We start from the raw sequence: 24,708 nt of genomic DNA on the forward strand, positions 1-24,708 counted from the left end.
GCCGGGGCGCGAGGGACGGGGGCAGGGGCGGGGACGGGGGCTACGCCTCGCGGGAGCCCGCGTACATCTCGTCGATCAGGTGCTTGTACGCCTTCTCGACGACCGGGCGCTTCAGCTTGAGGCTCGGGGTGATCTCGCCGTGCTCGACGTCCAGGTCGCGGGGCAGGAGACGGAACTTCTTGATGGTCTGCCAGCGCTGCAGACCCGCGTTGAGCTCCTTCACGTACCCCTCGACGAGGGCGACCGTGGCGGGTGCCGCGACGACCTCGGCGTACGACTTGCCCTCCAGGCCGTTGTCCTCGGCCCAGCCGAGGATGGACGGCTCGTCGAGGGCGATGAGCGCGGTGCAGAAGTTCCGGTCGGCGCCGTGCACGAGGATGTTGGAGACGTACGGGCAGACGGCCTTGAAGTGGCCCTCGACCTCGGCGGGCGCGATGTACTTGCCGCCCGAGGTCTTGATGAGGTCCTTCTTGCGGTCGGTGATCCGCAGGTAGCCGTCCACGGACAGCTCGCCGATGTCGCCGGTGTGGAACCAGCCGTCCGCCTCCAGGACCTCGGCGGTCTTCTCGGGCAGCCCGTGGTAGCCCTCCATGATGCCGGGGCCGCGCAGCAGGATCTCGCCGTCCTCCGCGATGCGCACCTCGGTGCCGGGCACCGGCTTGCCGACCGTGCCGGTGCGGTAGGCCTCGCCCGGGTTCACGAAGGAGGCCGCGGAGGACTCGGTGAGTCCGTAGCCCTCCAGGATGTGGATGCCGGCGCCGGCGAAGAAGTAGCCGATCTCCGGGGCGAGCGCGGCGGAGCCGGAGATGCAGGCCCGCAGGTTGCCGCCGAATGCCTCGCGGATCTTGGCGAAGACGAGCGCGTCGGCGACCTTGTGCTTGGCGCCGAGCGCGAACGGCACGGAGGCCGAACCGGTGCGGCGGAAGTTGTCCTGGCTGGCCTTCGCGTACTCGCGGGCGACCTCCGCGGCCCACTGGAAGATCTTGTACTTGGCGCCGCCGCCGGCCCGCGCCTTGGCCGCGACCCCGTTGTAGACCTTCTCGAAGATGCGCGGCACGGCCGCCATGTAGGTCGGCCGCACCACCGGCAGGTTCTCGATGATCTTGTCCACGCGGCCGTCGACGGCGGTGACGTGCCCGGCCTCGATCTGGCCGGAGGTCAGGACCTTGCCGAAGACGTGGGCGAGCGGCAGCCACAGGTACTGGACGTCCGTCTGGCTCACCAGGCCGGTCGCGGCGATGGCCTTGGCCATGTACGACCAGTTGTCCTGCGGCAGCCGGACGCCCTTCGGGCGGCCCGTGGTGCCGGAGGTGTAGATGAGGGTCGCGAGCTGGTCGGCGGTGATCGCGCCGACCCGCTCCTTGATCAGCTCGGGGTTCTTCTCCAGGTACGCGGAGCCGCGCGCCTCCAGCTCGGCGAGCGTCAGGACCCAGTCCCCGCTCTCCACGCCCTCCGGGTCGATGACCACGACGTGCGTGAGCTCGGGGAGCTCCGCGCGCTTCTCCCGCGCCTTGGCGAGCTGGGCCGCGTCCTCCGCGATGAGGATCCTGCTCGCGGAGTCGGAGAGGATGTAGGCCGACTCCTCGGCGTTGGTCTGCGGGTACACCGTGGTGGTGGCCGCTCCCGCGCAGAGGATGCCGAGGTCGGCGAGGATCCACTCGACCCGGGTCGAGGAGGCGAGCGCGACGCGCTGCTCCGGCTGGACGCCGAGCTCGATCAGACCGGCGGCGATGGCGTAGACCCGTTCGGCGGACTGCGCCCAGGTCAGCGACTTCCACTCGTCCGGGCCCTCGCCCGGTGCCGGTACCGGGTAGCGGTATGCCTCGGCGTCGGGTGTGGCCGCCACGCGCTCCAGGAAGAGGGCGGCGACGGACGGCGGACGGTTCTCGATCAGGGTCTGTGTGTCGCTCACGACATCCTCCGGGGCCCGCGGCAGTGCGGCTGGCTCAATTGCGGCTGTTGTTTAACTCGCGAGTAACTACCGAGCAGAGATCAGACTAGAGCGCGTCCGGCCGGTGCGTAAGAGGCGGCGGCAGGTCACTTCCCGGCCACTTCCCGCTGGACACACCCCCGAGACAAGCACAGGGCCCGCCGCGCCGGAGCGCGACGGGCCCTGAAATTCCCGGGATTCGGCGTGGCTACTTCTTGCCCTTGGCCGAACCGGCGCTGTCGTCGCTGGACAGAACGGCGATGAAGGCCTCCTGCGGAACTTCCACGGAGCCCACCATCTTCATCCGCTTCTTGCCCTCCTTCTGCTTCTCCAGCAGCTTCCGCTTACGCGAGATGTCACCGCCGTAGCACTTGGCGAGGACGTCCTTGCGGATGGCGCGGATGGTCTCGCGGGCGATGACCCGGGAGCCGATGGCCGCCTGGATGGGCACCTCGAACGCCTGCCGCGGGATCAGCTCGCGCAGCTTGGCGACCAGCCGGACGCCGTACGCGTACGCCGCGTCCTTGTGCGTGACCGCCGAGAAGGCGTCGACCTTGTCGCCGTGCAGCAGGATGTCGACCTTGACCAGGCTGGAGGCCTGCTCGCCGGTGGGCTCGTAGTCCAGCGAGGCGTAGCCGCGGGTCTTGGACTTCAGCTGGTCGAAGAAGTCGAAGACGATCTCCGCGAGCGGCAGGGTGTAGCGGATCTCGACCCGGTCCTCGGAGAGGTAGTCCATGCCGAGCAGGGTGCCGCGCCGGGTCTGGCACAGCTCCATGATCGCGCCGATGAACTCCGAGGGGGCGAGGATCGTCGCCCGCACGACGGGCTCGTACACCTTGTCGATCTTGCCCTCGGGGAACTCGCTCGGGTTGGTGACCGTGTGCTCGCTGCGGTCCTCCATCTCGACGCGGTAGACCACGTTCGGGGCGGTCGCGATCAGGTCGAGCCCGAACTCGCGCTCCAGCCGCTCGCGGATCACGTCGAGGTGCAGCAGTCCGAGGAAGCCGACGCGGAAGCCGAAGCCCAGCGCCGCGGAGGTCTCCGGCTCGTACACCAGCGCCGCGTCGTTGAGCTGGAGCTTGTCCAGGGCGTCGCGCAGCTCGGGGTAGTCGGAGCCGTCCAGCGGATACAGGCCCGAGAAGACCATGGGCCGGGGGTCCTTGTACCCGCCGAGCGCCTCGGTGGCGCCCTTGTGCAGGGTGGTGATCGTGTCACCGACCTTGGACTGGCGGACGTCCTTCACACCGGTGATGAGGTAACCCACCTCACCGACACCGAGCCCGTCGGCCGCCTTCATCTCGGGGGACGAGACGCCGATCTCCAGCAGCTCGTGCGTGGCGCCGGTGGACATCATCTTGATGCGCTCACGCTTGTTGAGCTGCCCGTCGATCACACGGACGTACGTCACGACGCCGCGGTACGAGTCGTAGACCGAGTCGAAGATCATCGCGCGCGCCGGGGCGTCCTGGACGCCGACCGGGGCGGGGATCTCGGCGACGACCTTGTCGAGCAGCGCCTCGACGCCGAGGCCCGTCTTGGCGGAGACCTTGAGGACGTCCTCGGGGTCGCAGCCGATGAGGTTGGCCAGCTCCTCGGAGAACTTCTCCGGCTGGGCGGCCGGCAGGTCGATCTTGTTCAGTACGGGGATGATCTTGAGGTCGTTCTCCATCGCCAGGTAGAGGTTGGCGAGGGTCTGGGCCTCGATCCCCTGGGCGGCGTCGACGAGCAGGACCGTGCCCTCACAGGCCGCCAGGGACCGCGACACCTCGTACGTGAAGTCGACGTGCCCAGGGGTGTCGATCATGTTGAGGATGTGGGTGCGGCCCGGATCCTGGGACGGGGCCCAGGGCAGCCTGACCGCCTGGGACTTGATCGTGATGCCGCGCTCGCGCTCGATGTCCATCCGGTCGAGGTACTGAGCACGCATCTGCCGCTGCTCGACCACCCCGGTCAGCTGGAGCATGCGGTCGGCGAGCGTGGACTTGCCGTGGTCGATGTGCGCGATGATGCAGAAATTGCGGATCAGAGCCGGGTCGGTACGGCTCGGCTCGGGCACATTGTTAGGGGTCGCGGGCACGCAGGGTCCTGTCTCTTGAGGCGCCTTGTGCCTCGGGTCGGATCGATACGTAGGTTCCATGGTCCCACGCGCGGCGGGCTGCGACCGGTTCGGGCCGCGCGGGAGGGGCGGCGAAAGCCCGCCCGAAGGCCCTGACCAGGGCATCGGCGGCCGGGGGCGCGGGGCCGGTTTGGGCCGCTCGCGCGGGGACTGGTAGCCTGGGTGGCTGTGTCTCATGCCCTCTCTGCAGGAGACGCACCCAAGAAAATCAAACGGCGGGTGAGACGTGACGTCTCGCGCGCCTGAACCTGTAAAGGCTCATCAGTGGCGAACATCAAGTCCCAGATCAAGCGGATCAAGACCAACGAGAAGGCCCGGCTGCGCAACAAGGCCGTCAAGTCCTCTCTGAAGACCGCGATCCGCAAGGCCCGCGAGGCTGCTGCCGCGGGTGACGTCGAGAAGGCCACCGTCGCGGCGCGCGAGGCTTCGCGCAAGCTCGACAAGGCCGTCTCGAAGGGCGTCATCCACAAGAACCAGGCCGCCAACAAGAAGTCGGCGCTTGCTTCGAAGGTCGCCTCCCTCCAGGGCTGAGTCGGCTGAGCCCTCCGGGGCTCGACCCCTGACTTGACCGTCGGCCGGACCCGAGCGGGCCCTCTCTCTCCGCTCCCGACCGACGTACCGGATTCACGCGCGATCTGCGTTCGCCACGCGGGCGTGAGTCCACCGGCTTGAACCGAAGGCCCCGCTCCTCCCTTCCCCGGGAGAACGAGCGGGGCCTTCGGTGTGCCGCGGGGCACCCACGGCGGGGTGCGAGCGGGGTGCGCGGTGTGCTGTGGGTGCCGTCGCCCGTGGCCGGGCGCGCTGTGGGAGTGCCGTCGCCCGTGACGGCACGGGTGTGTGACCTCCGCGGGGTCAGCGCCGGCCGGAGCGGGCGGCCCTGGCGACGGCCACGACCGCCTTCTCCAGGGCGTACTCGGGGTCGTCCCCGCCGCCCTTGACCCCGGCGTCCGCCTGCGCGACGGCCGTGAGCGCCATGGCGACCCCGTCCGGAGTCCAGCCCCGCATCTGCTGCCGCACGCGATCGATCTTCCAGGGCGGCATCCCGAGCTCACGGGCCAGGTCCGCGGGCCTGCCGCCCCGCGCGGAGGACAGCTTTCCGATCGCCCGCACCCCTTGCGCGAGCGCGCTGGTGATCAGGACGGGGGCCACGCCGGTCGACAGCGACCAGCGCAGCGCCTCCAGCGCCTCCGCGGCCCGTCCCTCGACGGCCCGGTCGGCCACGGTGAAGCTGGACGCCTCGGCCCGCCCGGTGTAGTACCTCCCGACGACGGCCTCGTCGATCGTCCCCTCGACGTCCGCGGTCAGTTGCGAGGCTGCGGAGGCCAGCTCCCGCAGGTCACTGCCGATGGAGTCCACCAGCGCCTGGCAGGCTTCCGGAGTCGCCGCCCGGCCCAGCGCCCGGAACTCGCCCCGCACGAACGCCAGCCGGTCCGCCGGCTTGGTCATCTTGGGACAGGCGACCTCCCGCGCGCCCGCCTTGCGCGCGGCGTCGAGCAGCCCCTTGCCCTTGGCCCCGCCCGCGTGCAGGAGCACGAGGGTGATCTCCTCGGCGGGAGTCCCCAGATACGCCTTGACGTCCTTGACCGTGTCGGCCGACAGGTCCTGGGCGTTGCGTACGATCACGACCTTGCGCTCGGCGAAGAGCGAGGGGCTCGTCAGCTCGGCGAGCGTGCCCGGCTGGAGCTGGTCCGGGGTGAGGTCCCGTACGTCCGTGTCGGCGTCGGCGGCCCTGGCGGCGGCCACCACCTCCTGCACGGCACGGTCGAGCAGGAGATCCTCCTGGCCCACTGCCAGCGTGACAGGGGCGAGAGGGTCGTCTTGTGCGGTCTTCTTGGCCATCCCCGAAAGCATCCCACGCGCCACTGACACCACGCGCCCGAGCCGCCCCCGATCCCAGCCCACTCCGGCCCCGGAAAGCCGAAACGAGCCGAGCCCGGACCCCAGCCGACCTGGGCAGGTCCCGTCCGGGCAGGTCCGGGCAGGTCCAGGCAGGGCAGGACCGGGCCGGGCCGGGCCGGGCCGGCGGACCGGACGGGGCCCGGCCGGGCTCGGGCGGGACGGGTTACGGCTCCTCGTGCCAGCCGTCCCATTCGGCCGCGAACTCGTCCAGCTCCTTCGGGTCCAGCCGCGCCTCGGGGTCAGTCAGCACCACCAGCCACTGCGCGTCCTCGGCGTCGTCCTCACCCGCGAGTGCCTCCCGGACCAACTGCGGCTCCTCCAGCAGCCCGAACCGGTCACCCACGGCCTCCGCCGCCTCTTCCGCGGCATCGCGGTCGGGCAGCACCAGTACATGTCTCACATCGCTCACCCGGACATCTTCCGGCACGCCCGGCGCGGCCGACGCCGGGATCCGGGTCCGGCACGTGTGATCTGCGCGGCTTCCGGACCGCGGCTACCCCAACTCCCTGACCTCCGGCACCCGGTCCAGCTCGATCCCGAAGCGCTCCCGGTACGTCGCCAGCACCTCCTCGTCCGTCACCAGTTCCGACACCTCCTTGGTCCCGTCGGCCGCCGTCACGGTGAACCTGCGGCCGCTGAGCGTGATCCGTCCCCCGTCCTCGGTGACCCGTGAACAGACCGGCGACCGGGTGAAGTGCGACAGCGGCGAGGTACCGTGCCACCAGGCCCCGGCGGCGAAGTCCTCGAGCACGCGCGGCCGTACCTCCAGCCGGTACTGCCGCTTTCCGCCCATGAGGACGTCCAGGTCCTCGTACTCACGGGAACCGCCCGCTCCCCGTACCCCCGCCGCGTCCGGCGCCGACTCCACGACCCGGAACGTCCCGCCGGGGTCCCGCTGTTCGCCCCGCTCCGTGAACGACAGCGGGTAGTGGCTGTGCGCCCCGAACCCGACGTCGGTCAGCCAGTCGCCCCCGTCCGCCGTCCGCACCCTCAGCGCGAGATGGTCGTAAGGGATCCCGGGCTTCCCGTCGTCCCCGTACACCCGCGCCGCGAGCAGCGTCACGTCGAAGCCCAGCACCGCCAGCAAGGCCCCGAAAACACCGTTCAGTTCGTAGCAGAAACCCCCTCTGCGCGATCCCACCACCTTGTCCAGCAGCCTCTTCTCCTCCAGCACGATCCCCTCGCCGAGATGGATCGAGAGGTTCTCGAACGGCACTGTCCGCAGGTGGCACAGCTGGAGCTCGCGGAGCACACCGGACGTGGGCCATCCCGGGTGCTGGGCCCCGATGCGGCGGAGGTAGGCGTCGGCCTGTGCGGAATTCATGCCTTCAGTGTCGCGCCACACCCAGCCCCGCGCCCGCACCGGTGACGGCGAGGTCACCGTCCTCGTCGGTCCTCAGCACCACCGCACCCCCGGCCCGCAGGGCGGCGACCGTGCTCGGGGCGGGGTGTCCGTAAGGGTTGCCGCCGCCCACCGAGACGAGCGCGAGCCGCGGAGCCGCCCTGCGTATCAGCTCCGGATCTTGATACGCAGATCCGTGATGGGCGACCTTGAGCACGTCGACGCCGTCCAGTTCCGCGGCCGCCGGTGATCTCGCCAGGGCCCGCTGGGCGGGCGGCTCCAGGTCGCCGAGCAACAGCAGCCGCAGCCCCGCGGACCGCACGAGCAGGGTCACGCTGGCGTCGTTCGGGCCGTCCGGCGGCGGGACCTGTCCCTGCGGCGGCCACAGCACCCGCCAGTCGAGGCGTCCCGCGCTCCCCCTCTCCCCCGCCACGGCCCGGGTCACGGGGATGTGCCGCGCCAGCGCCTCCCGTCGTACGAACTCGGCCTGCTCCCAGGGTTCTTCGAAGCCGGTCGTCCCGATGGCGCCCACCCGGCGGCCTCGCAGCACACCGGGCAGACCCGCGACATGGTCGGCGTGGAAGTGCGTCAGGACGACGAGCGGGATCCTGGTGACCCCGAGCGCGCTCAGACAGCGGTCCGCCAGCACCGGGTCCGGTCCCGCGTCCACCACCACCGCGCTGCCGTCGCCCACCGCGAGCACGCTCGCGTCGCCCTGGCCCACATCACACATCGCGAGCCTCCAGCCGGGCGGCGGCCACCCCGTGATCATCCTGGTGAGCGGGGGCGGCTGCACCACGAACAGCAGGAGCAGCACCGCGCCGACAGCGCTCGGCAGCGGATGTCCCAGCAGCCGTCGGCCCGCGGCCACGCCCGCCACCGTGACGAGAGCCAGCAGCAGGGCACCGGTCCAGCTGTCCGGCCAGTCCACTCCCGCACCGGGCTGGGCCGCCCCGGCGCGCGCGATGCCCGCGATCCACCGGACGGGCCAACTCGCCGCCCACGCCAGGACCTCGGCCGCGGGCATCGCCCAGGGGGCCGTCGCCAGCGTCGCGAACCCCAGCACCGTGGCCGGCGAGACCGCGAACTCCGCGAGGAGATTGCACGGCACCGCCACCAGGCTCACCCGGGCCGACAGTACGGCGACCACCGGCGCACACAGGGCCTGCGCGGCGGCGGCCGCGGCCAGTGCCTCGGCGACACGCGGAGGCACCCGGCGCCGCCGGAGGGCCGCGCTCCAGCGCGGGGCGAGCGTGAGCAGGGCTCCCGTCGCGAGGACGGAGAGCAGGAACCCGTGACTGCGGGCGAGCCAGGGGTCGTACAGCACCAGGAGCAGGACCGCGGCGGCCAGAGCCGGGATCAGCGATCTGCGGCGCCCGGTCGCGATGGCGAGCAGCGAGATCGCTCCGCAGGCCGCCGCCCGCAGCACGCTCGGGTCCGGCCGGCACACGACGACGAAGGCGAGGGTGAGCGCTCCGCCGAGCAGGGCGGTCGCCCGGAGCGGAACCCCGAGCCGCGAGGCGAGGCCCCGGCGCTCCACCCGCTGGGCAAGGCCCGGCGGTCCGATGAACAGCGCGAGGACGATGACGAGATTGCCCCCGCTGACGGCGAGCAGATGGGTGAGGTCGGTGGCTTTGAAGGCGTCGTCCAGCTCCGGCGTGACACGTGAGGTGTCCCCCACCACCAGCCCCGGCAGCAGCGCCCGCGCGTCCGCGTCCAGGCCGTCGGTCGCCTCGCGCAGCCCTTCGCGCAGCCGGCCCGCGAAGCGCTGCGGACCGGACGGCGCCGCGACCACCTCCGGGGGCGCACTCCCCCGTACCCGCAGCACCGCCGCGATGTCCTCCCCGTCCGACAGGGCGGGCACGACCCGCGCCGCGACCCGCAGCCGGGTCGACGGAAGCAGCGCCAGCCAGGGCGAACGCCCGTCCGTGTCCCGGGGCGTGCCGCCCCCCAGGTGCCCGCCGGTCTCCCGGGGCGCACCTCGTCCCGAGCGCCCGTCGGCCTTCCCGGGCGCACCTCGTCGTGAGCGGACGTCGACGATCACCAGCACCGGTGTCCGGGTGGCCACCACCGTGCCGTCCGCCCGTGTGACCCGTGTGACGTCGGCGTCGAACAGCAGAGCCGTCGGGGCGATGCGGTCCCCGTTGATCCGGGGCCGGGTGAGCCGGGGATCGGAGGTGACCTCCACCTCCGCGGTCACGTGGGCGAACCTCTCCGCGAGCGCGGGGACGGGTCCGCGTCGCAGGTCCGCCGCGTGCAGTCCGGCGGAGGCCGCGGAGGCGCCGACGCAGAGGAGCACGGCGGCGACGGACACCCGCGTCCCCGGCCGGGAGGCGCCCCGCCCCCGCTCCTGCCCCGTGCCCGCGTCCTGCCTCCGGGTACCCGAGCCTCTCCGCCCGGTCCTCGCGCCTCCCTCCTCCGTGCCGAAGCCTCCCCGTCCCGCCCCCGCCTCTCCGCGCCCCACCGCCAGGAGCAGTGCGCCGCCCGTGGTCAGGGTCACGGCCACGACGGCCGTGACCCAGCCCGGCGGCACTCCGACGCTCACGGCCGCCGTGAGCCAGGCCGCCACGGCGGGTGCCACGAGCCGGAGGTCGGCCGGCCCCTCCACCCTGGGGTGGGAGGCGCCCAGCCGCCTGCCCGACGCCGCGTGCACGGGCCTCCGGCCGGTGGCGCCGGGGAGAGTCGCGGGGCGTGTCGGGGACCCCTGCGGCTCCCCGGGTTCCGTCGCCCTCCGGGGACGGGGCTCGGGCGTCCTCACCGGCCCGCCGGACACCCCTCCGGACACCGGGCTCGCCCGCTCACCCCTCCTCCCGGAACCGGACCCGCTCATGGCCGCACCAGGTCCCGGAGGTCCGCGAAGCGGCGGTCCCCGATCCCGTTCACCTCGCGGAGCTCGTCGACCGAGCGGAAACCGCCGTGCGCCGTGCGGTAGTCGACGATGTGCCGGGCCAGGACGGGACCGACCCCGGGCAGGCTGTCGAACTGGTCGACGGTGGCCGTGTTGAGGGGGATCGGCGCGGACGGCACCGCACCCGCCGCGGATCCTCCGGCGCCGAACGGCCCGGAACCCCCGGAGCCGCCTGATCCGGCTCCGGCCGGGGGCGCGGAGGCGCCGACCACGATCTGTTCTCCGTCCACGAGGAACCGGGCGCGGTTGAGGCCGTCGGTGTCCGTGCCGGGCCGCGGCCCGCCGGCGGCTCGCAGGGCGTCCTCGACGCGGGACCCGGCAGGCAACCGCTGGAGGCCGGGGGTACGCACCTTTCCGCCCACGTCCACGACGACCGTGCCCCCGCCGGTGCCAGGGGCGCGCGCGGCTCCGGCCGGGGCGCCCGGTTCCGCACCCCGCTCCTCGCCCGGTGCCCGCTTCCCGCCGAACGGCGCGGCGGCGCTCATCACCTCAGGAGCCCTGACCGGCCGCGTCCGGCCCGCCCAGAAGTGCTGGACGGCGAAGACGGCGGCCACGACCAGCAGCACGGTCAGGGCGGCCACGCTCCTGCGTTCCAGACCGCACCGCGACTGCAGCCACAAAGGCAGCCGCTCCCGGACGGCGAGCCCGGCCCGGTCCCGCCACACGCCCGCCGCCCCGGCCGGATCGGGCGAAGCCGGATCGAGCGAGACCGAGCCGGACGGGCCCGCATCAGACGAGACCGGGTCATTCGCGGCCGGCTCACCGCCGATCCGTGCACTCGCGGCCGGTTCACCCGCGGTCCGCCCGCCACCGGCCCACCCGCCCATGGACGGCCCGCCCCCGCTCAGGTCGCTCACGGACGGCCCGCCCACGATCGGACCGTCGGCGGGCAGCGCGCTCGGGTTCACCGTCCCGGCGGCCGTCCGGCCTCCCGTCGGCGAAGTCCGGTCCGGGTCCTGTGCGGTGTCGCGGCCATGTGCCCCGGCCCGGGGGTTCCAGGGGTGACGGACCGGACCGGTCAGAACTCCCGTGCCCGCCGCCGTGTTCGCCCTCGGGACGTCCCCGGCATCGCGGTCCGTCCCCGGCGGCCCGTTCCCCGACTCCCGCCGCTCCGGGGCGCGTTCGGCGAAGAGCGCGTCGGCGCGCAGCCGGAGGGCCGCGGCCGAGGCCTCCCGGCGACGGGTCCGCGTTCGCCGGTCGTGACGGCGATGCCGGCTGCGGCCGTCGGAGAGGGGGCCGCGACCCGGGCCGCTGGTCGAAGTCGCGGTGCGTGAGTTCGATCGAAGTGCCATGCGGCGAGGATGCGGCAACCCGGCGCCCTCGCGATGATCATGCTCAATTCCGGTGGAAAGCGCCCCAGTTGTGGATAACTCCGTCACCCGCACGAGCGACGCACGCGGGTGACACGGTTATCGGCCCCCTCGTCGGGGCGACACGACTCACCGGGGCGACACGACCGCCGCCAGCAGTCCGGGACCGGTGTGGGCTCCGATCACCGCGCCCACCTCGCTCACATGCAGTTCGGCGAGTCCCGGCACCCGCGTCCGCAGACGGTCCGCGAGGGCCGACGCCCGCTCGGGGGCGGCCAGGTGGTGAACGGCGATGTCGACCTGTGCGCTGCCCGCCCGGTCGACGACGATCTCTTCCAGGCGTGCGATCGCCTTGGACGACGTCCTGACCTTCTCGAGGAGTTCGATGCGGCCGTCGTGGAGCTGCAGCAGCGGCTTCACCGCGAGGGCGGACCCCAGCAGGGCCTGCGCGGCTCCGATCCTGCCGCCGCGGCGGAGGTAGTCGAGGGTGTCGACGTAGAAGTGGGCGGACGTGCCCGCGGCCCGCTTCTCGGCTGCCGTGACCGCGTCGTCGACGGTTCCGCCCGCCTCGGCCGTCCCGGCGGCGGCCAGCGCGCAGAACCCGAGGGCCATGGCGACCATCCCGGTGTCGACGACACGCACCGGCACCGGGGCGTCGCGCGCCGCGAGCACCGCGGCGTCGTAGGTGCCCGAGAACTCGGAGGAGAGGTGCAGCGAGACGATGCCGGTGGCGCCGGACTCGGCGACCTTCCGGTAGGTCGCGGCGAAGGTCTCGGGGCTGGGCCTGGACGTCGTGACGGGCCGCCGCTTCTGCAGCGCCTGGGCCAGGGAACGGGCCGAGATCTCGGTGCCCTCCTCGAGCACCTGGTCCCCGAGGACCACGGACAGGGGGACCGATGTGATGCCGTGGCGCTCCATCGTCCGCGGCGGCAGGTAGGCCGTTGAATCGGTGACGATCGCGACATGGCGGGACATGAGCTGGAGGTTACCTGGCGGGACGGGTGCGTGGCAGCCCGACCCCTTCCACCTGCGATCGGAACGGCTGGATCATGTCGTGCTCTCGGGGCGGGGCTTCTTCTGCCAGGAGTAGGTGGGCCGTTGACCGGGCGGTGTGATGGCCGAACGCCCCGGCCCGTCCTCGGGACGCGACTGCCGGCTCCCAGGAGCGCTCTGTCCCCCGGAGGTGCCCGTGTCCGCCGCCGGATCGTCGGGCCAGGACACGGCCGGACCGGGTTCCTCGGCCCAGTGCCGCAGCGCGCCGGCCTCCACGTCGATCTGGGCGCTCAGTGTGTCCAGGTCGTCGCCCGCGAAGCGGTGCGCCCGGTCGCGGGCGGCCCAGCGCAGCGAGTCCGCCGACTGCGTGATCCGCCGGGTGCGGTCGCGCAGACCCGGGAGCCGGGTGGCGAGCGCGTCCCGGTCGGGCTCGGCCTCCAGACGCTTCAGCTCGGCGTCCAGCTCGTGCCCGTGGGCGCTGAGCCGCTCGAAGAGGCTCAGCGACTCCTTGAGGGACTCGTCCTCCGCCGCGCCGGCCTGCAGCGCGTCCTGGGTGGCGCGCATCGATGTGCGCAGCGTCAGTCTGAGCTGGGCGAGCTCGCCCTGGGGACCGGGCTGGGCGAAGGTCTTCGCGCGCAGGGTGGTGTCCTCGACCGTGCGGCGGGCCTGCGAGATGGTGCGGTCCACACCGCGCTTGGCGGCACCGATCACCTTGACCGTCGCATACGCGCCGACCACCACGAACAGCAGGAAGAGCAAGGCGATCACGGTGATCACGGTACCCATCACACTCCTCCTCCGACCGGCCCCGGCAGCTTTCGCCGTGCTCTCAACGGTAAACGCTGCGGGCAGGTTCGGAGTTCCGGAAGAACCCCGAACCTGCCCGTAGGGGACTACCCCGAGCCGCGGCGTGGCCCGGGCCGCGCCGCTACGCCGTGACGATGTTGACCAGCTTCGGTGCGCGCACGATCACCTTGCGGATCCCCGCGCCGCCCAGCGCCGCGACGACCTTCTCGTCCGCCAGCGCCACCTTCTCCAGCTCCGCGTCGGTGATCGACGGGGAGACCTCCAGGCGGGCCTTGACCTTGCCCTTGATCTGCACGACGCAGGTCACGGCCTCGTCGACGACGTACGCGGGGTCGGCGACGGGGAAGTCCTGGTGGACGACGGAGTCGGCGTGGCCCAGCTTGCGCCACAGCTCCTCGGCGATGTGCGGGGCCAGCGGCGCGACCATCAGCACCAGGGCCTCGGCGACCGGACGCGCGACGGGGCCGCCCGTCTTGGTCAGGTGGTTGTTCAGCTCGGTGACCTTGGCGATGGCGGTGTTGAACCGCATGGCCTCCAGGTCCTGGCGCACACCGTCGATCGCCTTGTGCAGGGCGCGCAGCGTGTCCTCGTCGGGCTCGGCGGAGCCGACCGTGACCTCGCCGGTCGCCTCGTCGACGACGTTGCGCCACAGCCGCTGCAGCAGGCGGTACTGACCGACCACCGCGCGCGTGTCCCAGGGGCGGGACACGTCCAGGGGACCCATCGCCATCTCGTACAGGCGCAGGGTGTCCGCTCCGTACTCGTCGCAGATCTCGTCCGGGGTGACCGCGTTCTTCAGGGACTTGCCCATCTTGCCCAGCAGCCGGGAGACCTTCTCGCCCTGGTGGAACCAGGCGCCGTCGCGCTCCTCCACCTCGGCGGCCGGGACGGCGATGCCGCGGCCGTCGCGGTACACGTAGGCCTGGATCATGCCCTGGTTGAACAGCTTGTGGAACGGCTCGGCCGACGAGACGTGGCCCAGGTCGAACAGGATCTTCGACCAGAAACGGGCGTACAGCAGGTGCAGCACGGCGTGCTCGGCACCGCCGACGTACAGGTCGACGCCCCCGTGCGGCTGTCCCTCGCGGGGGCCCATCCAGTACTGCTCGATGGCCGGGTCGACCAGCTTCCGGTCGTTGTGCGGGTCCAGGTAGCGCAGCTCGTACCAGCAGGAACCGGCCCAGTTGGGCATGGTGTTGGTCTCGCGGCGGTACTTCCGCGGGCCGCGGCCGTCCTCCAGGTCCAGGGTGACGTGGACCCAGTCGTCGTTGCGGGACAGCGGGGTCTCGGGAGAGGTGTCCGCGTCGTCCGGGTCGAAGGTGCGCGGCGAGTAGTCCTCGACCTCCGGCAGCTCCAGGGGCAGCATCGACTCGGGCAGCGCGTGGGCGACGCCGTCCTCGTCGTAGACGATCGGGAAGGGCTCGCCCCAGTAGCGCTGGCGGCTGAACAGCCAGTCGCGCAGGCGGAAGTTGACGGTGCCCTCGCCGATGCCCCGGCGCTCCAGCCACTCCGTGATGCGCGCCTTGGCGTCGACGACGCCCAGACCGTCCAGGGAGATGTCCTCGCCGGCCGAGTTGACGATCTTCGCGTCGTACGAGGCGAAGGCGTCGTCCCAGGTGGAGGCGTCGGTGCCGCGGTCGTCCGAGGGCTCGACCACACAGCGCACGGGCAGCTCGAAGGCACGCGCGAACGCGAAGTCGCGGGTGTCGTGCGCCGGGACGGCCATGATCGCGCCGGTGCCGTAGCCCATCAGCACGTAGTCGGCGATGAAGACCGGGACCTTCTCGCCGTTGACCGGGTTGGTGGCGTACGCGCCGGTGAAGACACCGGTCTTGTCCTTGGCCTCGGCCTGGCGCTCGACGTCGGACTTCGAGGCGGCCTGCGCGCGGTAGGCGGCGACGGCCTCGGCGGGCGTGGCGTGTCCGCCGGTCCACACGTCGTGGGTGCCCTCGGGCCAGGCGTCCGGGGTGAACTTCTCGACCAGCGGGTGTTCCGGGGCCAGCACCATGTAGGTGGCGCCGAACAGGGTGTCCTGACGGGTGGTGAAGACCGTGATCGCTTCGCCGTCGATCGGGAAGTCGACACGGGCGCCCTCGGAGCGGCCGATCCAGTTGCGCTGCTGCAGCTTGATGGCCTCGGGCCAGTCCAGCGCGTCCAGGTCGTCCAGCAGGCGGTCCGCGTAGGCGGTGATGCGCATGTTCCACTGGCGCAGCTTGGCCTTGAAGACGGGGAAGTTGCCGCGCTCGCTGCGGCCGTCGGCGGTGACCTCCTCGTTGGCCAGGACGGTGCCCAGGCCGGGGCACCAGTTGACCGGCGCGTCGGAGGCGTACGCCAGGCGGTAGCCGCTCAGGACGTCGGCGCGCTCGGCGGCGCTCAGCTCGTTCCACGCGCGCGCGGTGCCCCCGACGGCGGGGACGCCGCGCTCACCGCTCTCGAACTGGGCGACCAGCGCGGAGATGGGACGGGCCTTCACGGCCTCGTCGTCGTACCAGGAGTTGAAGATCTGCAGGAAGATCCACTGGGTCCACTTGTAGTACTCCGGGTCGATCGTGGCGAACGACCGGCGCTTGTCGTGGCCCAGGCCCAGCGCGCGCAGCTGGGCCTTCATGTTCTCCATGTTGGCCTCGGTCGACACGCGCGGGTGCGTGCCGGTCTGCACGGCGTACTGCTCGGCGGGCAGGCCGAAGGCGTCGAAGCCCAGGGTGTGCAGGACGTTGTGGCCGGTCATCCGCTGGAACCGGGCGTACACGTCGGTGGCGATGTAGCCCAGGGGGTGGCCCACGTGCAGACCCGCGCCCGAGGGATACGGGAACATGTCCATGATGAACTTCTTGGGCCGGGCGGCCAGCTCCGGGTCCCCGGCCAGGTCGCCGGTGGGGTTCGGAGCCTCGTACGTGCCCTCGGCGTCCCAGAAGTCCTGCCAGCGTGCCTCGATGTCGGCGGCCAGGGCGGCCGTGTAGCGGTGCGGCGCGGCCGACTCTGCGGTGGCGGCAGCGGTGTTCGTCTCGCTCATGTCCTCAAAGCTCCATCGATCGTCTCTGCCAGCAGAAATGAAAAAACCCCTCGCACAGGAGGGGACGCCGCGCTGATGCCGACCGCGATGCGTCAGCGGTCGGGACTGATCAGCGCGGCTCGCTAAGCAGAAGGCGTACGGCACGCATGGCGTCAGGGTACCGCAGCGCCCGCGCGGGCCGCGACGAGCTTTCGGGGGTGCCGATGCCCCGCTGCGCCGGACGGTCGGTAAAAAAATCGTTGACCTTTGTTCAAATTTTACTTCGCTTAACGGACGCTTGCGGACAACACAAAGACCTCATTGCCCTTTGGTAACAACGCAATAACTCAAACGTGGAGCTCGGCGCCATTTCTCGACCTAGAGTGCGCCTTCGGGACCGCTTCCCCGAACCGTAGGGAGTAACCCCTCATGAACCCTCGTCGTAACAACAGCTCGCTTCCCCGGATGGGCCGTTCGGCCTACGGGGTGGCCACGGCTGTCGCCGTGTTCCTCCTACCCGTGATCGTGCTGGTGGGAGGCACCGCGGTCCAAGACTTCCTGAACTTCGGCGCCGGCGTGCTGTCGCTGGTCTCGCTGACCTGCTCGGTGATCTGGGGCCTGGTCGCCCAGGACCGGCTCCTCCTCGACACGCGTCAGCGGATCATCGCGCAGGGCATCCACCGCGTGACCGCCGTCGGCTCGATCGCCTTCCTCCTGGTGCACATCACCGTCAAGCTGGCGCTGGAGCACACCGTCCTGATCGCCGCGCTGATCCCCTTCAGCCTGGGTGTCACGGGCCTCGGCGGGCTCATCGGCCTCGGCTCGCTGGCAGGCCTGCTCATGATCTTCGTGGGCATCACCGGCGCGCTGCGCAACCAGTTCGCCGCGCCGGCCGTGGTCGCCGCCCGCTGGCGCGCGATGCACATGCTGGCCTACCCCGCGCTGTGCGCGGCCCTGATCCACGGCCTGTTCGCGGGGCGCCCGGCGAAGACCTTCTTCATGGTCTCGTACGAGCTGTGCCTGGTCGGCGTCATGGCCGCCGTCGCGCTGCGCGCCGCCCCGAACCCCGTCAAGCACAAGATCGCGTCGCGGATCCTGGAGCTCACCGGCGGCGGCAGCGCCCGCGGTTTCCGCGAGGATCTGGAGGCGTCCCGCGCCGCCGCGATGGAGTCGCCGCAGGGAGGCCGCCCCGACCGGCGCCCCGCGGGTGACGACGGCGCCTCGTCCCAGCGCAAGGAGCGCAAGGAACGCAAGGAGTCCTCGTCCTCGCTGTTCGGCGGCGCGCAGGGCGCGGCGGACACGGCCGGCTACGCGGCGGCCTACCGGACCGGGACGATGCCCACGGTCACGGCCCCCGGGACGGGGCAGTTCCCGATGCCCGGGAACGCGCAGCCCACAGAGACGTTTCCCCGCGCCGGCAACGGCGGCGCGCAGGGCAGCTGGCCCGTCCCCCAGTCGGCCCCCGTCGGCGAGGCCCCGGCGTCGTCGTACGACCCGCTCCAGGACACCGGATACACCACCCCGGTCTACGGCGGTCAGCCCGCCGGCGGCTACAACACGAGTGATGTGTACAACACCGGTGAGACGAACGCGTCCTACCGCACGTACAACAGCAACGACACGTACGACAGCGGTCCCGCGACTGACGTACTGCCGGGCGCCTTCGACGCTCCTGGCTCCGGTGAATCCTGGAATGCCCCTTCCGGAGGCTTTAAGTGAACGAGGCCCTGCCCGACGTCCCGGAAGTCCGAGTGGTCGGACTTCCGCAGCTCACGTCGGGTTTCGACCTGGTTGAACGTCTTGATCTACCCATGCACCTGAAGGTGCACGGTCCGCTCGAACCCCTGAGCGGGGAGGATCTCGCGAGCCTCGCCGAGGACATCAACCTGAAGGGCCGCGGCGGGGCGGGCTTCCCCTTCGGCAAGAAGCTGCGCTCGGTCGCGGAATCGGCCATCAAGAAGGGCATCCGCCCGGTGGTGGTCGTCAACGGAAGCGAGGACGAGCCGGCCTGCCGCAAGGACACGGTGCTCATCAACCGTGCCCCGCACCTCATCCTGGACGGCGCCCTCCTGGTCGCGGAGGCCATGGGCGCCCGCCAGCTCGTGATCGGCGTGACCCGCGAGTCCACCCAGCGCTCCATGGAGGCGGCACTGGAGGAGCGGGGGCTGAGCAACCGCAGGGGATCGCCCCTTCGCGCGCGCGTGCAGCGCAACCCCATACGCATGGTGACCGGCGCGGCCGCGTCGCTGATCCGCTCGATCGACGGCGGCCCGGCCGTGCCGCCCGGCCGCAAGGTCAGCGCCTCCCAGGCGGGCGTCGGGGGCGCGCCCACCCTGCTGTCGAACGCCGAGACGTTCGCGCAGCTGGCCATCGCCGCCCGCATCGGCCCCGACCGCTACCGCAACACGGGCCTGTACGACGAGCCCGGCACCGTCATGCTCACCGTCTCGGGCGCGGTCGCGCGCCCCATGGTGATCGAGGTTCCCACCGGCGTACCCCTGCGGTACGTGCTCCAGCTGGCCGGCGCCCCGGCGATGCCCCAGGGCGTGCTGACCGGCGGCTACCACGGCAAGTGGCTGGACGCGGCGACGGTCAACGAGGCGATCGTCTCGCGGGACTCCCTGGCCGCGGTGGGCGGTGCGCTCGGCGCAGGCGCGATCCTCCCCATCACCCAGGAGACCTGCCCCCTGGGCGAGTCGCTGCGCGTGGCGCAGTGGCTGGCCGACGAGAGCGCGGGCCAGTGCGGCCCCTGCTACCTCGGTCTGCCCGCCGCGGCGCGCGGCCTGGCGGACATCCTCAACGGCGGCGGCCCGGCGGCGCTGGAGGCCGTGAAGCAGGTCGCCAAGTCCGTGAAGCGGCGCGGCGCCTGTTCCCACCCGGACGGTTCGGCGATGTTCATCGAGTCGACCCTGAAGGCGTTCACGGACGACCTGGCCGCGCACGTCCTCGGAAACGGCTGCGGAAGGCCCGTGGAGGGCGTTCTGCCGCTCTTCGAGGACGGCCAGGTGCCCATGGGCATCCTGGGCGGCCCCGGCGTGCAGGAGACGGGCTCCAGCCGCCAGAAGATCTTCGTCGACTGGACGCTGTGCCGCGGGCACGGCCTGTGCGCCGACCTCCTCCCCGAGGTCTTCGAACTGGGCGCCGACGGCTTCCCGACCGTGGCGCAGGCCCCGGTGCCCCGGTCCGTCGAGGCGAAGGCGCTGCGCGCGGTGCGCCGCTGCCCGGCCCTGGCCCTGCGGATCGAGGAGGACACCAGGGGCTCGTCGCAGTCGCGCAGCAACCTGCCGGTCCTCTCCCAGGGACGCGGGCGCCGCGCGCTCGGCAGCGGCCGCTGACGCACGAAGGAGCGGGCCACCGGGAACGGATGGCCCGCCTTCGTCGTGTTCCGCGGTGTTCCGCGCGGTGACGACGTCCCGCGCGGTGGCGGAGGACCGTCGTGCGAAAGGTTCGGGAGAACGAAGAAGCGGACCACCCTGATCGGGTGGCCCGCTTTCAACACCTGTGGAGCTAAGGAGAATTGAACTCCTGACCTCCTGCATGCCATGCAGGCGCTCTACCAACTGAGCTATAGCCCCTTGTGGCCACGCGGCGAGGCCGCGTTTTCACCGTGTCGCCCGGTTTCCCCGGCGGCGACGCCAACATTACACGGTTCCCCTGGTGAACCACCAAATCGTTTCCCGTCCGTACCGATTCGCGCTTCATGTCGCATTTGAGCGAGCTGCAACCGTCGGAGGGCGCCGGCTCGGGGGCACCTCCTGGACCGCCGCACACCCAGGGGCACCCCTGGGCGGCGCATGGCTTCTGGCGGGCCTCACGGGCCTCGTGGCGGCCCCGCGGACCCCGGGGGCGGTGAGGGTGCACGGAGGACCCGCAGAGGGCGCACGGAGGCCGCTCGCGGGCGACCGTGCCGTCACGCCCGCGCGAACGTGCCGGGGCGGGTGCGCCGGAAGGCGGGCGCGGGCGGCGGGCACGCACGGCGGGCATGGGCGCACAGGGGCGGGAACTGCGCCGGAACGGCACGGGATTGACGCCGTCGGCCCGCCACGGGGGTTCCGTCGCGCCTCTCGGGCCCGCCGCGCTTCCCGGACCCCTGCCCGGCCGGGCTCGGGCCCAGGGGCGGCGCCCCGGGGCACACAGGGCCCAGGATCACCCGTTCAGGGGACACGTGGCCCACCCGGCCCGGCCGGGTGCACGCGGTCCCGGATCAGGCCGTGGCGAACGACGGGTCAGGCCGTGACGAAGGAATAGAAGCGCTTGAGGGTGCAGAGCTCATCGAGGAGCCGTGCGTAGATCGGCTCGCCCTCCAGCTCGCGGTACGTCTCGATCGGGTCGCCTTTTATGATCAGCGCCCGCGCGCATTCCTCGCACCAGTACTGGTAGTCGTGGTTGACCGGTTCCATGTCGCGGACGATCGGCGTACCACTGCCGCACCAATCGCATTTCCGCCTGTGCGCACCCATCAGTCAGCTCCAGCTGTGGCCGCAGGCCGTGCACACGTAAGAGATTCCACCGTTGTCACCGAGAACCTGGGCAACATGGACCGATCCGCAGGAAGGGCAGTCGAGGAGGTCGGCTTTCGTGCTGTTCGGTGCCACTTCGAGGAGATCGTGAACCTCCTCGAGGATGCTGGCAGGCATCGCTACTCCCTCCCGTCGGGCCGCGCCCCCTTCCGGCCGTTTGATTCTGCCACGGCCGGAGCAATACGGTCAGCGACGCCTTCGTACCAGTCCGGACACGAGCCCCCTGCGCGGCTCTGGCGACCGGCGCATATGAGCACGCCAGGAGCGCGTCCGCAAAGGTATACGCCCCAGGGACCCCAAGTGACTCAAGCGGGTCCGAGAAGAGTGTGCCCAAGACCACGGCGCCCGGGAGGCGGCGGAGCCCGCGCGGCCCCGGACCGCGTCGCGGCCACCGAGGGGGCGACGCGTCCGGCCGTCCCGCGGTCGTCCACGACGGCGGTTCCCCGCGTCCGGACGCCGCCCCACCGCCCAACTGCGCCCGCCCCGGCACGTGCTCCGGAAACCTGTTCCCAACTCCGGGACGGACAAAGAAAAATCCCGCTCCCTCACGGGAACGGGATCTTTCATCGCTTTGTCCGACAACTCTGGAAAGAGTCGGGCTGTGGAGCTAAGGAGAATTGAACTCCTGACCTCCTGCATGCCATGCAGGCGCTCTACCAACTGAGCTATAGCCCCTTGCGTTCTTCCCGCCCTGCGGGCCGAACAAGAAGAACTCTAGCCTGTGACCAGCCGGAAAGTGAAATCCGGTCCCTCCTGGCCCGCACGGCCGGACGGAGAGCCGCCCGGCGCGCCTCAGTCGTCGTCGCCGAGCACCGGTTCCGGCAGCGTGCCGGCGTTGTGCTCCAGGAGCCGCCAGCCGCGGACACCCTCGCCGAGGACGGACCAGCAGCAGTTGGACAGACCGCCGAGGCTCTCCCAGTGCCGGGACTCCAGGCCGAGCAGACGGCCGATGGTGGTGCGGATCGTGCCTCCGTGGCTGACGACGACGAGGGTGCCGTCGTCCGGGAGCTTGTCCGCGTGCCGCAGCACCACGGGGGCGGCGCGGTCGGCGACCTCGGTCTCCAGCTCGCCCCCGCCGCGCCGCACCGGCTCACCGCGCTTCCAGGCGGCGTACTGCTCGCCGTGGCGTTCGATGATCTCCTCGTGCGTCAGCCCCTGCCAGACGCCCGCGTAGGTCTCGCGCAGGCCCTCCTCGTGGGTGACCTCAAGGCCCGTGAGGGCGGCCAGCTCGGCGGCCGTGGCGGCGGCGCGCTTGAGGTCCGAGGCGACGACGGCGTCGGGCTTCAGGGAGGCGAGCAGCCGGGCGGCGCGACGGGCCTGCCCGACGCCCGTCTCGGTCAGCTCGACGTCCGTCGAGCCCTGGAAGCGGCGGGCCACGTTCCAGGAGGTCTGGCCGTGCCGCCACAGGATGACGCGGCGGCCCCTTCCCGGCTTCGCCTCGGCGGTCGCGTCCGCGGCCCCGGCGGTCACCGCAGCTCCTCCATGCCGACGGAGTCCTCCTCGGCCTGGAACTTGGCGTGCTCGGCGGCCTTGCCGCGGGTCGCCTTGGCCTCGTCGGGCAGGTCGAGCTCCGGGCAGTCCTTCCAGAGCCGCTCCAGGGCGTAGAAGACGCGCTCCTCGCTGTGCTGGACGTGCACCACGATGTCGACGTAGTCGAGCAGCACCCAGCGGGCCTCGCGGTCGCCCTCGCGGCGCACCGGCTTGGCGCCGAGCTCCTTGTTCAGGCGCTCCTCGATCTCGTCGACGATCGACTTGACCTGACGGTCGTTGGGCGCGGACGCCAGCAGGAAGGCGTCGGTGATGGAGAGCACATCGCTGACGTCGTAGGCGATGATGTCGTGCGCGAGCTTGTCTGCGGCCGCCTGTGCGGCGGTGTTGATGAGCTCGATGGAGCGGTCCGTGGCGGTCACTGCGCGGCTTTCCGTCGGCGGTCGGTTACGACTCAAGGGTCTCACGGACCGCCGAGGAGGCCCCACGCGTTTCTCCGGCCGCGCGGCCACGCCCCGGGGGCCTGCCCCGGGACGTGATGCCGGTCACCCGCGGGTCACCCCGTCGGGCGGGTGGTGATCTCGTAGTCCTGGCCGAGGACGACGGACACGTCCGCGTTGCCCGCGGCCTTGCCCTTCTTCACGCTGCCGGTGGGCAGGCCCAGGGTCTTGGCGACCTCGACCGCGTCCTCCTTCTTGGCGGCGTCGCCGTAGGTGACGCTGGACACGCTCCGGGCGGCGGAGGTGCCGGAGTCCAGGAACGTGTAGCCGCCGTTGACCACGGCGATACGGGCCTGGCCGGTGGCCGCCTTGAGGCCGGTGGCGTTCTCGATGCCGACGCGGACCGCGGAGCCCGCCTCGGGGCTCTTCGCCGCGCCGCCCAGGACGTTCTTGACCACGCTGCCGGAGGTGCTCGCGGTCAGCGTGCCGTCCTGCTGGACGGGCAGCGTGGCGGTCTTGTAGTCGCCGCCCTTGGCGAGGTCGGCGAGCTTGGCGAGGAAGGCGCCGAGGTCCTGGTCGGTCAGCGACGGGTCGAGGATCTGGGCCAGCGTCTGCACGGTGGTGGTCGCGGCCTCCTTGTCCGAGGACAGCTTGCGCAGCACGCCCTGCATCACCTGCCCGAACCGCTCGAGCTGCGCGTTCTGGGCTTCGTCCGCACCCTGGTAGGTGGCGTAGGCGACGGCCATCTTGCCGCTGAGGGTCTGGCCCTCGCCCTTCTTGACGAGCGGGGCCTCGCCCTTCTTCTTGGAGGCGGGGTCCGGCACGTCGGTGTTGGTCGTGACCTCGATGTCGCCGACCAGTTCGACGAGGTTGTTCAGGTACGGGGTGTCGAGCCGCCAGGTGCCCTGGATGCTGGTGCCCAGCACGGTGTCCAGCGCCTCCCGCGTCCCGGAGGTGCCGTCCGTGTCGACGGACTTGGCGAGCGTGGTCGTCGAGCCGTCGTCGTCCGTCAGGGCGAGGGAGTTGGGCAGCAGGACGGTGGTGCCCTGTTCGGTGGTGGTGTTGTCGACGAGCAGGGCCGTGGAGGTGCCGCCGCCCTTCGTGTTGTGCAGGTGGACGACGACCACGTCACGCTTCTGCGCGGCGACGGGCGTCGTGGACCCGGGCTTGGCCTCCGGGGAGGAGGCGCCGGGCAGCTTGCCCGCGTACCAGAGGTAGCCCGCGCCGCCGACCACGGCCAGGGCCATGACGACGGCCAGGGCGACGATCCGGCTGCGGGCGCGGCGCTTGGCCTCCTCACGGCGCTCGGTGCGGTTCTCGGTGAACTTCAGCCAGTCGATGACGTCCTCGGACTCGGCTTCCTGGTCCTCGACGAAGGCGAACTGCTCCGTGCGGTAGTCCCGGTCGGCGCCGGGGGCGTCGTCCTCCGCCGGCCCGGCCTGCTGCGGGATGCGGGCGGTCCGCTCGGCGACCCGGGGCTGTCCGCCGGTGCTCGCGGCGCCCGCCGTCCCGGCGTCGTTCCCGAAGGCGTCGTACGGCGCCCGGGTGGTCCCGCTCCCACCGGTCCCGGTCCCGCCGGTCCGGGGCGCGCCGGTGCCGAACGGGTCGAAGGAGTCGTACGAGGAGGTGGACGGCTGTCGGCCAGTGTCGTAGGGCGACACGGCCTCCTGCCGGCCGGTGTCATAGGGCGACACCGTTTCTTGCTGACCTGTGTCATAGGACGACATAGGTGCCTGATGGCCCGTGTCGTAGGACTGGACGGGCTCCTGACTGCCCGTCGCATAGGGGTCGTAGCCGTAGCCCTGCTGCTGCCGGGCGTCGTAGCCGTCGTACCCCTGGGCAGGCTGCTGCGGCACCTGCCGGTACACAGGCTGCCCGTACTCGTCGTAGCCGACGAGCTCGTAGCCCTGGTCGCCGCCCGTGTATCCGTCGTATCGGTCGTTCACCGGGTGCCCCTCTCGGC

Annotated in this window: 17 protein-coding genes and 2 tRNA genes; 3 read left to right on the forward strand and 16 right to left on the reverse strand. The window is 71.8% G+C overall.

Annotation, left to right across the window (positions count from 1 at the left end; translation table 11 throughout):
• Positions 1-40: 40 nt before the first annotated feature.
• Both ACFW6B_RS00085 and lepA read right to left on the reverse strand, forming a co-directional pair.
• Entirely contained in the window at positions 41-1,912 is a 1,872-nt protein-coding gene (locus ACFW6B_RS00085) for an AMP-dependent synthetase/ligase (RefSeq protein WP_386590977.1), read from the reverse strand.
• A gap of 226 nt (positions 1,913-2,138) precedes the next feature.
• Complete coding sequence (gene lepA, locus ACFW6B_RS00090) at positions 2,139-4,007, reverse strand: translation elongation factor 4 (protein ID WP_386590979.1); 1,869 nt, start codon at positions 4,005-4,007, stop codon at positions 2,139-2,141.
• Between the two features lie 303 nt (positions 4,008-4,310).
• On the opposite strand from lepA, the gene rpsT reads away from it, so the two are divergent.
• The gene (gene rpsT / locus ACFW6B_RS00095; RefSeq protein ID WP_103553320.1) at positions 4,311-4,577 is read left to right on the forward strand and encodes a 30S ribosomal protein S20; all 267 of its coding nucleotides are present in this window, start codon (positions 4,311-4,313) and stop codon (positions 4,575-4,577) included.
• A gap of 321 nt (positions 4,578-4,898) precedes the next feature.
• Here the strand turns inward: rpsT and holA are convergent, their stop codons facing one another.
• The 8 genes from holA to leuS form a co-directional block, all read right to left on the reverse strand.
• On the reverse strand, positions 4,899-5,885 hold the full coding sequence (holA, locus tag ACFW6B_RS00100; protein ID WP_386590980.1) for a DNA polymerase III subunit delta: 987 nt from the start codon (positions 5,883-5,885) through the stop codon (positions 4,899-4,901).
• Positions 5,886-6,108: 223 nt separating this feature from the next.
• Entirely contained in the window at positions 6,109-6,354 is a 246-nt protein-coding gene (locus ACFW6B_RS00105) for a hypothetical protein (RefSeq protein ID WP_386590981.1), read from the reverse strand.
• Positions 6,355-6,438: 84 nt separating this feature from the next.
• On the reverse strand, positions 6,439-7,269 hold the full coding sequence (locus ACFW6B_RS00110; protein WP_386590983.1) for an arylamine N-acetyltransferase: 831 nt from the start codon (positions 7,267-7,269) through the stop codon (positions 6,439-6,441).
• 4 nt (positions 7,270-7,273) lie between these two features.
• The gene (locus ACFW6B_RS00115; protein ID WP_386590984.1) at positions 7,274-9,940 is read right to left on the reverse strand and encodes a ComEC/Rec2 family competence protein; all 2,667 of its coding nucleotides are present in this window, start codon (positions 9,938-9,940) and stop codon (positions 7,274-7,276) included.
• A 173-nt stretch (positions 9,941-10,113) separates the two neighbouring features.
• Positions 10,114-11,067 (reverse strand): ComEA family DNA-binding protein, encoded by a 954-nt coding sequence (locus ACFW6B_RS00120; protein WP_386590985.1) that lies wholly within the window; start codon positions 11,065-11,067, stop codon positions 10,114-10,116.
• Positions 11,068-11,634: 567 nt separating this feature from the next.
• On the reverse strand, positions 11,635-12,480 hold the full coding sequence (locus tag ACFW6B_RS00125) for a DegV family protein (protein ID WP_386590986.1): 846 nt from the start codon (positions 12,478-12,480) through the stop codon (positions 11,635-11,637).
• 72 nt (positions 12,481-12,552) lie between these two features.
• Positions 12,553-13,284: a hypothetical protein gene (locus tag ACFW6B_RS00130; protein ID WP_386590988.1), complete on the reverse strand. Its 732-nt coding sequence runs from the start codon at positions 13,282-13,284 to the stop codon at positions 12,553-12,555.
• Between the two features lie 142 nt (positions 13,285-13,426).
• Positions 13,427-16,318: a leucine--tRNA ligase gene (gene leuS, locus ACFW6B_RS00135; protein ID WP_386590989.1), complete on the reverse strand. Its 2,892-nt coding sequence runs from the start codon at positions 16,316-16,318 to the stop codon at positions 13,427-13,429.
• 408 nt (positions 16,319-16,726) lie between these two features.
• Between leuS and ACFW6B_RS00140 the strand changes: the two genes are divergently transcribed.
• A complete protein-coding gene (locus ACFW6B_RS00140; protein ID WP_386590990.1) occupies positions 16,727-18,016 on the forward strand; it encodes a cytochrome b/b6 domain-containing protein in 1,290 nt (429 codons plus the stop codon).
• Entirely contained in the window at positions 18,013-19,632 is a 1,620-nt protein-coding gene (locus ACFW6B_RS00145) for an NADH-ubiquinone oxidoreductase-F iron-sulfur binding region domain-containing protein (RefSeq protein WP_386590991.1), read from the forward strand. Before ACFW6B_RS00140 ends, ACFW6B_RS00145 begins: the two co-directional genes overlap by 4 nt.
• 167 nt (positions 19,633-19,799) lie before the next feature.
• Here the strand turns inward: ACFW6B_RS00145 and ACFW6B_RS00150 are convergent.
• From ACFW6B_RS00150 to ACFW6B_RS00175, 6 genes are all read right to left on the reverse strand, one after another.
• A tRNA-Ala gene (locus tag ACFW6B_RS00150) sits at positions 19,800-19,872 on the reverse strand.
• A gap of 651 nt (positions 19,873-20,523) precedes the next feature.
• Positions 20,524-20,757, reverse strand: a complete 234-nt coding sequence (locus ACFW6B_RS00155) for a hypothetical protein (RefSeq protein ID WP_355774604.1) — start codon at positions 20,755-20,757, stop codon at positions 20,524-20,526.
• Positions 20,758-21,419: 662 nt separating this feature from the next.
• Positions 21,420-21,492 (reverse strand) — tRNA-Ala (locus ACFW6B_RS00160).
• A gap of 117 nt (positions 21,493-21,609) precedes the next feature.
• Positions 21,610-22,287, reverse strand: coding sequence for a histidine phosphatase family protein (locus ACFW6B_RS00165; protein WP_386590992.1), 678 nt, complete (start codon positions 22,285-22,287; stop codon positions 21,610-21,612).
• Positions 22,284-22,727: a ribosome silencing factor gene (gene rsfS, locus ACFW6B_RS00170; RefSeq protein WP_386590994.1), complete on the reverse strand. Its 444-nt coding sequence runs from the start codon at positions 22,725-22,727 to the stop codon at positions 22,284-22,286. The genes ACFW6B_RS00165 and rsfS overlap by 4 nt, the downstream gene beginning before the upstream one ends.
• A 134-nt stretch (positions 22,728-22,861) precedes the next feature.
• Entirely contained in the window at positions 22,862-24,691 is a 1,830-nt protein-coding gene (locus ACFW6B_RS00175; RefSeq protein WP_386590995.1) for an LCP family protein, read from the reverse strand.
• Positions 24,692-24,708: the final 17 nt, after the last annotated feature.

This window comes from Streptomyces sp. NPDC058751 (assembly GCF_042746485.1).
Taxonomy (GTDB): Bacteria; Actinomycetota; Actinomycetes; order Streptomycetales; family Streptomycetaceae; genus Streptomyces.